General features: G+C 42.4%; 12 protein-coding genes. 5 read left to right on the forward strand and 7 right to left on the reverse strand.

Going from position 1 to position 12,870, the window contains the following annotated elements:
* Positions 1–136 precede the first annotated feature (136 nt).
* Positions 137–499, reverse strand: coding sequence for a winged helix-turn-helix transcriptional regulator (locus ACX0G9_RS29075; protein WP_459068501.1), 363 nt, complete (start codon positions 497–499; stop codon positions 137–139).
* Between the two features lie 159 nt (positions 500–658).
* On the opposite strand from ACX0G9_RS29075, the gene ACX0G9_RS29080 reads away from it, so the two are divergent.
* The 3 genes from ACX0G9_RS29080 to ACX0G9_RS29090 all read left to right on the forward strand — a co-directional run bounded on the left by ACX0G9_RS29080 (position 659) and on the right by ACX0G9_RS29090 (position 5,718).
* On the forward strand, positions 659–1,543 hold the full coding sequence (locus ACX0G9_RS29080; RefSeq protein WP_459068502.1) for a PhzF family phenazine biosynthesis protein: 885 nt from the start codon (positions 659–661) through the stop codon (positions 1,541–1,543).
* Between the two features lie 168 nt (positions 1,544–1,711).
* Positions 1,712–4,537 (forward strand): glycoside hydrolase family 2 TIM barrel-domain containing protein, encoded by a 2,826-nt coding sequence (locus ACX0G9_RS29085; protein ID WP_459068503.1) that lies wholly within the window; start codon positions 1,712–1,714, stop codon positions 4,535–4,537.
* Between the two features lie 8 nt (positions 4,538–4,545).
* Positions 4,546–5,718 (forward strand): PQQ-dependent sugar dehydrogenase, encoded by a 1,173-nt coding sequence (locus ACX0G9_RS29090; protein ID WP_459068504.1) that lies wholly within the window; start codon positions 4,546–4,548, stop codon positions 5,716–5,718.
* A gap of 42 nt (positions 5,719–5,760) precedes the next feature.
* Here the strand turns inward: ACX0G9_RS29090 and arsB are convergent, their stop codons facing one another.
* The 5 genes from arsB to ACX0G9_RS29115 all read right to left on the reverse strand — a co-directional run bounded on the left by arsB (position 5,761) and on the right by ACX0G9_RS29115 (position 8,803).
* Complete coding sequence (arsB, locus tag ACX0G9_RS29095) at positions 5,761–6,825, reverse strand: ACR3 family arsenite efflux transporter (protein WP_459068505.1); 1,065 nt, start codon at positions 6,823–6,825, stop codon at positions 5,761–5,763.
* Complete coding sequence (locus ACX0G9_RS29100; RefSeq protein ID WP_459068506.1) at positions 6,806–7,615, reverse strand: arsenite methyltransferase; 810 nt, start codon at positions 7,613–7,615, stop codon at positions 6,806–6,808. The genes arsB and ACX0G9_RS29100 overlap by 20 nt, the downstream gene beginning before the upstream one ends.
* 32 nt (positions 7,616–7,647) lie before the next feature.
* Complete coding sequence (locus ACX0G9_RS29105) at positions 7,648–8,112, reverse strand: arsenate reductase ArsC (protein ID WP_459068507.1); 465 nt, start codon at positions 8,110–8,112, stop codon at positions 7,648–7,650.
* Positions 8,113–8,188: 76 nt separating this feature from the next.
* Positions 8,189–8,518, reverse strand: a complete 330-nt coding sequence (locus ACX0G9_RS29110; RefSeq protein WP_459068508.1) for an ArsR/SmtB family transcription factor — start codon at positions 8,516–8,518, stop codon at positions 8,189–8,191.
* 99 nt (positions 8,519–8,617) lie between these two features.
* Positions 8,618–8,803, reverse strand: coding sequence for a hypothetical protein (locus tag ACX0G9_RS29115; protein ID WP_459068509.1), 186 nt, complete (start codon positions 8,801–8,803; stop codon positions 8,618–8,620).
* A 699-nt stretch (positions 8,804–9,502) separates the two neighbouring features.
* Between ACX0G9_RS29115 and ACX0G9_RS29120 the strand changes: the two genes are divergently transcribed.
* Positions 9,503–10,222, forward strand: coding sequence for a sensor histidine kinase (locus ACX0G9_RS29120; protein ID WP_459068510.1), 720 nt, complete (start codon positions 9,503–9,505; stop codon positions 10,220–10,222).
* A gap of 7 nt (positions 10,223–10,229) precedes the next feature.
* A complete protein-coding gene (locus ACX0G9_RS29125; protein ID WP_459068511.1) occupies positions 10,230–11,957 on the forward strand; it encodes a hybrid sensor histidine kinase/response regulator in 1,728 nt (575 codons plus the stop codon).
* A 57-nt stretch (positions 11,958–12,014) separates the two neighbouring features.
* On the opposite strand, the gene ACX0G9_RS29130 is transcribed toward ACX0G9_RS29125, so the two are convergent.
* On the reverse strand, positions 12,015–12,870 hold an 856-nt coding region (locus ACX0G9_RS29130; protein ID WP_459068512.1), incomplete at its 5' end, for a terpene synthase family protein.

Here is a 12,870-nt window from a genome sequence, read left to right on the forward strand (position 1 = left end):
TTGATAATAAAGGGAATTATAGCACGGGAAAATTAACCTGCAGCAATGGAGTATTTTCATGGGAAAATCAACAGTTGCGTGGTACCGGGGAGTTTAAACATCTTTAGCTCCCCTATCCAAAGCCTTTTGGTGATCTTTAAGTTTCCTGTTTTATCTTTTGCAGATGATTTAATCCCCAGTTAACCAGGCTTTCGGTAACCGGAAAAACACTCTGCCCATAGTTTTTCATTGCGTAACACACCGTGATTGGTCTTGTATTCAATACCGTCCGGGTAACCAACAGGTTGATTTCCAGGTCGCGAAGTTCCTTCGATAACATTTTTGCAGATATACCTTCGACCTCACGCTGGATTTTTTTAAAGGTATTGGTCTCGCCATGGTGATTTTTCAGATGGCGCATTATCCTTAATTTCCACTTACCGCCCAGTACCTCCAGGCTGTCACGAATGGCATTCAATTCCTGATCGCAGGTTGCTTCTAATCTTTTCTTATTTTTCATATGACCTGTCCGGATAATAAATGCTTATTGGTTAACAAAAGGTAACCGGTTACCATTAGTTAACCAATAACAAAAGTAAACTATTAAGGTTTAATTTTGGCCAAATATTAAACAGCAAATATTAACTAGCCATTATCAAACAGCCAATCAAACGACAAAATGAAAAAACTTGATTATTACGTGTTGGATGTGTTTACAGACAAGCGATATAAGGGTAACCAGCTCTCCGTAGTCTATACCGAAAATGAATTGACTATCGAACAATACCATGATATTTCCCGTGAGTTTGGCTACTCGGAAACTTCTTTCGTAAATTATTCAACCGAACAGAAGGTTTTTAAAGTGAGGTCATTCACGCCGGCAAAATTTGAAGTAACAGGAGCCGGGCACAACCTTCTTGGTGCCGTTTGCCTGGCTTTATTAAAAAAATGGGACATCTTCAAAAATCAGGGTGAAGAGCCCTGGGTGTTAATAAAGGAGACAAAGATCCCGTTGATAATTACCGAAGAGAACGGATTGCCTTTTGTGGCTATGAAACAAAGACCGGCTGAGATAATCAGGACCATCCCAACCGGCATTGTTGCAGAGGCAGTTGGATTAAGCATCGATGAGCTAGTCCTGAATGATTGGGCAATCAATGTTATGCAAACGGAGGTTCCGCATGTAATGGTGCCCGTAAAAGATCTGGAATCCCTGAAAAAAGCCGTTTCTCATAAATCCTTATTGAAGGGAATTTCAGAAAAATTCGGTTTTGAAGGTTTTTATTTATTTACCACAAACGGAATCGCCGAAAAATACCTGGCAGAAACAAGATTTTTCAACCCAGGTATGGGAATCGATGAAGATCCGGCTACGGGAACTGCTGCTGGGCCGTTGGCAGGTTATCTTGAAATGCTTGGCCACATAAAAAAAGACCGGGATTTCCTGATCCTGCAGGGGAAATATGTGGAACACCCTTCCACCATTCGGGTTAAGGTAGTGGAAGATGGAATCTGGGTCAGTGGTTCCTCTGCCATTGTAATGGAGGGTCAGATTTATTTATAAGGTAGTACAAACTTTACTGGATTGTACATTCCTGATTGGGCAACGGTAAGCTATACGAACCGGTCTGCTAAAAAGCTAAAAGAATTCCGGGAACGATTGCGTGATTTTTGTCAGGGATATTTCATTATTATTGGTCATTAGTAATTAATCTTGCGTCAACAACCGATAATGAAAAGAATATTGCTGCCGGTATGGTTAGTCCTGATTTGCGGGTATGCGTTCCCGCAGGGAACAATTATCAAATATCTCTCCGGAACCGACAAGGACCATACCCTTCCCTGGGACTTTTATTGTACCGGAGGAAGGAACAACGGTAAATGGACAAAAATTCCCGTACCCTCCAACTGGGAATTACAGGGTTTTGGCACGTATAATTATGGACATGACAAGGTTAAAGCCAATGAACAGGGGCTTTATAAGCATGAATTTGCTGCCGGAAACTGGAAAGGCAGGAAGGTCTGCATTGTCTTTGAAGGGTCGATGACGGACACTAAGGTGATGATCAATGGCCAGCAAGCCGGACCTGTGCATCAGGGGAGTTTTTACCGGTTCAAATACGATATCACCGGCCTGCTAAAAAATAATGCTAACAACTTACTGGAAGTCACCGTGGATAAAACCTCGGCGAACTCCTCCGTGAATGACGCGGAACGCAGGAACAGCGACTTTTGGGTGTTCGGTGGTATTTTCCGACCCGTATATCTGGAAATTGTTCCGGAAACCTTTATTGACAGGCTGGCGGTAAACGCAACCGCCGATGGGTCCTTCCATCTGGACGTATACGCACAGCATCTTAAGCGAGATCAAACAATCGAAGTACAGGTTCAGAAACTTACGGGTGAAAATCTGGGCCAACCCTTTTCTGTTGCAGCCGATTCTACACAGGAACACCAGGAACTGATATCCAGATTTGCCAAACCCTTATTATGGAGTGCAGAATTTCCTAATTTATACCAGGCGATCGTAAAGATCAGGAACACAAAGGGCATTATCCACCAGGTTAAACAAAAGTTCGGCTTTCGCACGCTGGAGCTCAGGGCACATGATGGGTTTTATGTTAACGGATCAAAAGTCATATTCAAAGGAGTTTGCCGGCATAGTTTCTGGCCGGAGACCGGGCGCACCCTGAGTTATGCTGTTCATGTAATGGATATCGGACTGATGAAGCAAATGAATATGAATGCGGTACGGATGTCGCACTATCCGCCGGATCGGGAATTTCTGGATATCTGTGATTCATTGGGTCTGTATGTGCTGGACGAACTGACCGGCTGGCAGGCGAAATACGATACTATTGTTGGACATAAGCTGGTTAAAGAATTGGTGGTTCGCGATGTAAATCATCCATCCATCGTTTTTTGGGACAATGGCAATGAAGGGGGCTGGAACAGGGGATTGGACGAGGACTATGGCCTGTATGACCCCCAAAAACGCACCGTACTGCATCCCTGGGAGAAGTTCAACGGAACGGACACCAAACATTACCCCGATTATAACTATATGGTCAAATCGGCGGCTTCGGGAGAAGAAGTATTTTTTCCTACAGAATTTATGCATGGTCTTTATGATGGCGGCGCCGGAGCGGGGCTGGATGATTTTTGGGACGTCATGGTAAAACATCCGCATGGAGCGGGTGGGTTTATATGGGCCCTTTTAGATGAAGCAGTCGTCAGGACGGACAAGGATGGAATATTGGATACCGATGGTAATCACGCGCCTGACGGCATTGTCGGTCCGCATCGCGAAAAGGAAGCCAGCTTTTATGCGATCAAAGAGATCTGGTCGCCTGTTTACATCGACCCTCACCCTATCGACAGCGTCTTTAATGGACGAATTCCTGTTGAGAACAGATATTCCTTTACCAATCTTAAACAATGCACGTTTAGCTGGAAACTGGTGAAATTTTTTCCGGCCAGGACAGCAGGCACATCTGCCACAGCCGTCATTGTAACTGCTACCGGAGTACCTGCCTCCCCTGCCCTCCTGCCTGGTGAAAAAGGAGTGCTTGATTTGGGCTTACCATCATCCTGGTCAAAAAACGATGCCTTGTACCTGACCGCATATGGCCCCGGGAAAGAAGAGATTTTTACCTGGAGCTGGGCTATTGGTACGCATGGTACGCATGATACGCATGGACAGACTGCCGGGAACCACATGCTGGCATCTTCAATTAACCCTTCCAGGATCCCTTCCAGGATCCCTTCCAGGATCCCTTCCAGGATCAAAACAGAGGAAACAGACAGTTCGTTGGTCATAATCTGCGATGACATCCGGTATTATTTTGATAAAACCACAGGATATATCCAAAAAGTGGTTAAACCGTCAACCACTATCTCCTTATCGGAGGGACCGGTTTTGGCCGGGATCCATACGGAATTGAAAAAGTTTGCTGGAAAAACGATCGATGGACAATACCTTGTCGAAGCTGACTACGAGGGCGCCGGCTCCTTACACGTAACATGGACCTTCCGGCCCGGACACCCCGTCAGATTGGATTATCAATATGCCCAGCAGGGCGATTCAGATTTTATGGGGATTACCTTTAATTATCCGGAAGATAAGATCACGGGTATGAAATGGCTTGGCCGCGGCCCCTACCGGGTTTGGAAAAACAGGCTGAAAGGGCAGAAATTCGGTATTTGGCAAAAGGCGTATAATAATACCATAACAGGCGAAACCTTCAAATATCCTGAATTTAAAGGTTATCATGCCGAGGTAGGTTGGGTGGTCATCAGGAATAAAGAGTCTTCCTTTACCGTGTATGTAGCTGAAAAGAACATATACTTGCAAATGCTGCATCCGGGAAGGGAAAAAGACGCACTTTCGAACAATAACGTGGAGCCGCCTTTTCCTGCAGGAGATATCGGCTTTTTAAATGCTATTCCTCCCATAGGAACAAAGTTCCAGGCAGCTAAAGTTATGGGGCCGCAAAGCCAGAAGAATCAGGCTACCGGAGAAAAGATCAACGGAACACTTTGGTTTGATTTTAAATAATTGTACACATGAAAAAGTTATTTGTTTTAGCCTTTAGTCTTTGCCTGTTTTCTTCTTATACCGATCCACCGGCCATAACGCTGAAGTTACAGGAAGTGGCGCTGAATTTGGAAGCACCTACAGCCCTGGCATTTCCGGAAAATGGCGTTATTTGGGTATTGGAACAGAAAGGGTTTATCCGTATACTCAAAGACGGGAAACTAAAAGATGCGCCCTTGCTCGATCTGCGTAGTAAGATGATAAAGGTGAACAACGGTTATGAGGAGAGAGGATTGTTAGGCATCGCGCTGCATCCGAAATTCAGGACCAATAGAAAATTCTATGTGTTTTACAGCGCACCCTCCTCTAATAAATCCGATCATAAGGATATCGTAGCCGAATATAAGTTATCGGCAAATGCAGACCGTGTGGATACCGGCAGCGGCCGTATCATTCTTTCCCAGGAGAAGCCGGATGGCAACCATGATGGCGGCTGCATCCAATTTGGGCCCGATGGTTATTTATATATCACCTTTGGCGACGGTGGCGGGCAAGGTGATAAACATGGAGCAATCGGCAACGGGCAAAAACTCGATACCTGGCTGGGAAAAATATTGCGTGTCGATATCGATACCAAAACAGGATATATCGTGCCCAAAGACAATCCCTTCGTTGGCAGAAAAGAGGTAAGCCCGGAAATCTGGGCATATGGTTTCCGCAATCCCTACAGGATCACTTTCGACAGGTCCTCCGGTCAATTATTTGCCGGTGACGTTGGACAGGATCTTTGGGAAGAGGTCGATATTATAAAAAAGGGGGCTAATTATGGTTGGAGATTGTTTGAAGGAACGCATACCTACAACCCCGCCACAGGTACTGATCCAAAAGGGATCTCCATGCCGATAGCCGAATACAGTCATAAGGAAGGAATAAGTGTAATAGGCGGTTACGTTTATAATGGACAGCAATTACCTGATTTTAAAGGCAAATATCTGTTTGCTGATTGGTCTGGCCCGATCTGGTATTTACAAAAAGCAGGTGCGGGATGGCAAAGGGGTAAAATTACCATACAAAATATGCCCTGGTATTTAAAAATAACAGCATTCGGGGAAGATTCACAGGGGGAGCTTTACATGACAACCAATACGGATACGGGTCCCGGAAATAAAAAGGGAGGAATTTATAAGTTCGTAAAGAATTAATTTGTACCAGTCTGAAATGGTGTTAATCTGGAAGATTCTCCATCAAAGGTTACCTGATTCCAAAGAAGGATAGTATTTTTTCTTCAACCAAAACGCCACATTGACCAGGGCAATCAGGGCGGGAACTTCCACCAATGGGCCGATCACTCCTGCAAAGGCTTGTCCTGAATTAATGCCGAATACACCGATCGCTACAGCAATCGCCAATTCGAAATTGTTGCCCGCTGCCGTGAACGAAAGCGCCGCATTTTGTGAATAGGCAGCCCCCAGGGATTTTCCTATGAAAAAAGTTACCAGGAACATGATCGAAAAATAAATAATAAGGGGAATGGCAATACGAACGACATCAAAAGGAATTTGAACGATCAATTGTCCTTTCAGACTGAACATGACCATAATGGTGAATAACAGGGCAACCAGCGTCACCGGACTAATTAAGGGAATAAATCGATGTTCATACCACTCCTTCCCTTTTGCCTTGATCAGTAAATACCTGCTGGCAAAACCAGCAAAAAAGGGGATCCCTAAATAAACAAATACGCTTTTAGCAATATCTCCAATGCTGATAAAGACTTCCAGGCCTTTCAATCCAAAATAAGGGGGAAGAATCGTAATAAAAAGCCACGCTAAAAATGGGTAAAACAATACCTGGAAAATACTGTTAAAAGCCACCAGCCCCGCCGCGTATTCCCGGTTTCCACCCGCCAGTTCGTTCCATACGATCACCATGGCAATGCATCGGGCAATACCGATCATGATCAGACCTACCATGTATTCTGGTTTATCACGCAGAAAGATGATCGCTAACAGGAACATCAGGACAGGGCCCATCACCCAGTTCATCACCAGGGAAAGTGTCAGTATCCGGGTATTCTTAAAAACTTTTTTTAACTCTTCGTATTTTACCTTCGCTAAAGGCGGGTACATCATCAGGATCAGACCGATCGCAATCGGAATATTGGTCGACCCGGATTGGAAGGAATGGATGAACCCGGCAGTACCGGGGACAAAATTGCCTAAAGCCACTCCTGCTCCCATAGCAAGAAATATCCAAAGTGTAAGATAACGGTCTGTGAAGCTTAATTTTTTACGTTGTTTTTTCTGCATAAACGGTAATACTGAATATCCCTGTACCTGATTTTTTGAATTGTTCAATTTCTTCAACGGACAAATAAGCGCTCAAAATATCGTCCGGCACAACGATTGACTTCTCCTTCTGCAGGCTGATCCCGGTAAATCCATTTTGCTCGATCAGGTCCAGGTAATTTTGTTTTTGAATGGCCCCGGCAACGCAACCGGCATACATTTCCGCAGCTTCTTTTATCTTACCGGGAAGTTCACCTATCAAAACGATGTCGGAAATACTAAAATGGCCTCCAGGTTTAAGTGTCCGGAATATTTCTTTAAATACCCCATCCTTGTTGGGCACCAGGTTCAGCACACAATTGCTGACGATCACATCGGCGCTGTCATCCGTAACGGGCATTTTTTCAATATCTCCCTTTCGGAATTCGACATTTTGAAAATTCAGTTTTTCAGCATTCTGGCGGGCCTTTTCAATCATCGCATCGGTAAAATCGATGCCGATCACCTTTCCGGTATCGCCGGTTTCTGCCCTGGCAATAAAACAATCATTTCCTGCTCCCGAGCCAAGATCGATAACAGTATCTCCTTTTTTTATTTGGGCAAATTGGGTGGGAAGACCACAGCCAAGACCCAGATCCGCATCCTGGTTATATCCTTCCAATTGGGTATAATCATCGCTCATAATGTTATACACCTCCGTGGTGCAGCAACCGGAACCACAACAGGAGGTTTCATTAGTTTCTTTTTCCTGTAAGGCAATTTCGCTGTACTTCTGTCTTACCATTTCTTTTATTTCTTCGGATGTTTGCATAATTATTCGATTTAAAAGTTAACAGGCATAATTTAAAAGTTAACAGGTATAAATTTTAATATCTCCCTTTCTATTTCGTCCCTGATCCGCCGGGTATTATCCAATACAGCTTCAGGGCTACCTTTAAAAGCGGAAGGGTCTTCAAAGGACCAGGCTATTTTTTTAACCATCCCCGGAAAAACGGGGCATCTTTCCGCGTTGGCGGCATCACAAACCGTGATCACCGCATCGAATGTTTTACCTTCCTGCAATACATCGAATACCCCTTGCGTGCCTTTTTGGCTCAGATCTATCCCGACCTCCTGCATCACCTTTACTACATTCGGATTTAAAACACCGGGCTCTATACCTGCGCTCTCAGCCAGAAAATGACCTTTCCCGTGTTTATTGAGAAAAGCCTCCGCCATTTGGCTTCGGGCTGAATTATGGATGCATACAAATAAAATCTTGTATTGGAAGTCCTTGTATGGAGTATCCTTGTATTGGATGTCTGGCATAAAATCAACTGATCGTATTATTGCAATATTGCGATAGATTAAAACAAAAAAAACTCAACAAACCACTCTCCAAAAGCTAACAACAATTATTTTCCGGATTCACTTCTTTGAAAAAACCGTTAAACAGATCTTTATACTGTTTCCAGACTTTTGGATCGATACAATAACAAACGCTGACTCCCTCAATAGTACCCTGAATGATACCAGCTGTTTTTAATTCCTTCAGGTGCTGGGAAGTAGTAGCCTGAGCCAACCCTAATTCTTCTACCAGATCCCCGCAAACACAGGCATTTTTGCGAACAAGATATTGTAGAATGGCAATACGAGCAGGATGCCCGATCGCCTTTGCCATATTCGCCAGGTCATTCTGCTGTTTAGTAAACAGATCTGTCTTTGTCAGTCCCATAGTTCATTTCCTTCCTATCGCAATATTACGATTAATTTAGAACTAACAAAAACTTTTCGCGCAACCGAATTATTCGGCAAGTCGATTAATCGCTTACCTTCAATTTCTCCTTTCACGGGAAAAATGTCCTTTATAAGTAATTTCGACATTTGCTTTTTTTGCGATTTCCCTGAATCCTTTATATTGATGGGGTTTATATGGATCCCATCCAAATCGTTCCAGCAGGTAGGGCTTGCACATGGCCTCAATTTTGGCAAACAGCTTTTCCGTGTTGCCTTTATTCAAAAAGCGGGGTTTTTTCACTTTGTATAAATCCGAAAAGCATGCATCTACTATTTCATAAGCTTTTATCCTGTTATAAGTAATCTTATCCCCGTAATTAATGTATATAGATTTCGGAGATCGCAATTTTTTTCTAAGTTTCATTTCTAAATTTTAAAATTAAAAAGCGGCCGAAGAATAATCCTCTTAGGTGTCCAATATCGGTAGCATCCAAATACGGTTATATCTGTCGGTTAAATTAAATTACGATTATATCCAATGGTTGGATTTAAAAAAACCGTCCCGGGATGTTTCCCTGGACGGCTACATAATCTAATCGAATACCATAACCACAAATCTTATTAAATATCCTATTCTTTTATCTTAATTAATGCAAAATATGCCTTCTGAGAAAACTATTTGTAGACAAACGACTACAGCGGCAAATTTTTTCATGTACCAAAGCAATTTCCTGGGAAATTATTCATTTTTCCATAATATTAAAAAAAACCTTATTTTACCTACTTAAACGTTTAAGCTGGCTCCTGATTATCCACATAAACTGTTCGCAGACAAAAGATTACATTATTTTCTGCTCATGGAGACCCTTGCCATGACCAACTTATTTTGAAATTTCACTCTCCTCCTAACCACCTTTTTCAAGGCACAGATAATAAAAATTCTTCTCTTCAACGCTTCCAGGTTGATAAAACGGGTCTATCTATGGAAAAAAAATGGTTACCGCAACTAAAAATAAAAATCAGAAAAAGTTCCGATGAAAAAGCATCAGCAGAAAATAGCCAACCCGATTCCAAACAACTATTCCTAAGGGATATTTGTCATGAAATTGTAGGCACCTTCTTTTCCGTCTCTGGCATAAGCAACCGATTACAGCTTGCAGCAGAAAACAAGGAAGAAACAAAAAAGCTGATCGATACTATGGCTTTATCCTGCAGGGAATACAAAAGTAAGCTGGATAACCTGGTTGAATACATAAGGTTTGAAGGCGGCATCAGCAAATTCATTTGTGAATCCGTCAATATTAAATTGTTATTGGAAGATCTTATTACCGAAACTAAATATGCACAACTCAAAAAGAACATTACTATAAGCCTGTCGATTGCAAAAGATTTCCCACAGCAAATAATCTCTGATGGTAGCAGGATCCTTTTTATTTGCACCAATTTATTGTCCCATGTTCTTAATTTAACAAAGACTAATGGCGCTGTCCTTATTAAAGCAACAATAAAGGAAGGTAAAAGATGGGTCCTGCAGATAATAGATCAAAGCGGGGAAATGACCATAGAAGATATTAATAATCCATCTGAATCAGGGTTAATAATAACCAGGGTTATTGTTGAAAAAATTCTAATTGGGGAAATATCGGTTAGCAGTGAATTGGGCAAAGGAACTGAATTCACCATAGAGCTTCCTTATCTGTAAATAACATATGAAAATTAAAAAGGCATTTTATATTGGTACAAAAGGCATAACCGACGAAGAAGCCTTGAGCAGAATAGTAACGGTAAATACAATAAGTCATGTAGTATCTGCTTCTGTTTTGGTAATTGGCTTTGTTATTTGTTTTAATCTTGGGACAAAGCCGATCATCGTCATTCCCCTTTTTATTGAATTCATATTGAATCTTTCGGCAGTCTTTTTAAATCTTTATAAAAAACATATTCCTGCGGCCCTGACTGTTTATTATACACAGGTGGCAGCCCTGGGGTTTTTTGGCTATTACCTGCAACAGCTGTTTCAGTTGGAATTCGCAATAGTCCTTCTGATCGCTATTATATATTTGATTTTTAAAGGTAGCAAGTTACGAAAGATCGCTCTTTTTTGGGCTCTGATTGACCTGGCCGTCCTGGAAATTGCCTATTATCATCCTCCGCAAACAACAGCCATAACTGACATTAGTTATAACGCAGCCTATTTTATCCATATTCTGGTCGTCAGTGCCGTAATCCTGATAACCATACTGGTATGCAGGCCTTATTTAAAAAGTAACGACTCCCAGTATGCGCTGAGGAAAGCGAACCATTTTATAAAGGCTTTTACCTTTCAGGTAACGCATGATCTACGCACCTCCATCGATAGTATCTACCAGGTCACTCAATTATTAAGAAAAGAAGCAAGGAGCAATACCACGCTAGCCCCGATAAAACCATTACTGGAAGTGTGCTTTACGGCCAGCACCGATGCCCGTAATACTATAAGTAATGTTCTCGATTTTGCCGAGCTGGAAGCTGGCAAAACCCAGATAACGGTAAAGGAAGCCTTTGAAATAAGGCCCTTCCTTGAAAAATCGATTGAAGTACATAAAATTCTTGCGCAAAAAAGAAACATCAACATCCAGCTTTATGTAGAAATGCCCGAAGTAATCATAAGTGATCCGCTCAATATAAATCAGATTCTATGCAATCTGGTTTCCAATGCAGTAAAATATGCCTTCATTGGGACTACCATTAACATCGAAGCACAGGAAATCGAGCACAAAAAGTGGGAGTTGAAGGTGACGAACGTAGGAAATGGTATAAAAAAGGAAAAAATTTCCGACATCTTCGATCCGTTCGTAACTGGAAAAACCGGTAAAACACAGGGAACGGGGTTGGGTTTATATATAGTAAAAAATAAGGTTGCCTGTTTGAACGGCGATATTCAGGTACAGACCAAACCGGGAGGTTATACAAGTTTTACGGTAACGCTTCCCTTTGTGGAAGGGGAGATCAGGAATCTGCCAAAAGGAGCAGACCAGGACGATGCCCTGGTCGATTTCTCCAACGTCAACATATTAATGGCTGAAGACCAGGAATACAGCCGGTTTTTATTGTTTACGTTCCTTACTGATATGCGTTGCCGGCAAGTTACCATCGTAAACAATGGATTGGAATTATTGCAAACGGCCCAAAAAGGTTATCCGCATGATTTGGCGGATATAATTATTCTGGATTGGAATATGCCGGAATTATCGGGAGAAGCCACTATCTTTCAATTAAAGAACATTCCTGAACTGAATACGATTCCAATAATCGTTATTACCGGTGATTATAATGCCTTGACAATAGATAAGATCCTGGCCTCCGGGGCAGACACCTACCTGAAAAAGCCGGTTGACCATGACGTCTTACAGAAAAAAATAGCCTTGCACCTAAGAAAAAAAACCGTTCTGTATTAAATTCAGACTATTCCACCTTCCCCTACCCCTCATTCCACTAGCCTGTTAGATCAGTATTCAGGACAATAACTCAGTCTCCTTCCAGATGGAGTTGGGCCGTTTGTACCTTTTTGTATAAACATGCCACATCCAGATTGCCTGAACACATTGCACAATCCCCTCCACATGTGCATATAATTTTCCGGCCATGGTGGGAACCGTCTCCACCATGTTTTCAATTTCATGCTTGATATTTTCCAAAGTCACAACCAGTTCAAGCAATAGATTCCGGACTATCTCCGAAGATCGCAAAATCACCTCTTTCAAGGACAATTCAGGCCTGTTCAAGGCGATAACCATTACTAGGTTCGAATCTGCCCGGCAATCGATACATTCCTTTTCAAAGGAAAAAAGATCATTGGAAAGACCTGCAAATGCTGCAACCACCCAATGCAAACGTTTAAGCTGGAGTGAAATATTATTAACCTTCAGAAAATTCCAATCCAAAAACTGCCCTTCTGCATATTCAATCCACATGACGATATGATGAACGCCACCTAAATGACACCGGCGTTCGATATATTCATCCACCAGGGGAATACGCCCCTTTGCTGCTGAATCGTTATCAGTATGCGTTATATTTATATGGTGGCAATAAATGCTAAGGAACCTTTTAAACCATATTCCGGGGGATTGTTCTTTAAAGTCCTTCAGTACTTCCGCATTCGCTATTTCGATGAGGGCTGCTTCGGGGGAGATCTTTAGCGTATCATCTAAGCGGGCCATGTTTTGAATCATTTTCCTGGCCGAAACCTGCTGCATTTCGGGCAAAAACTTAAAGTTGTCCCGTCCCATCACATCATTGAGAAAAAAGCCGATAGTAAGGTTTTTCATCATTGTTAACATCCGGTCGAAATCAGCGTCAGGATAAAGG

The sequence above is a fragment of the Flavitalea flava genome, from assembly GCF_054461575.1.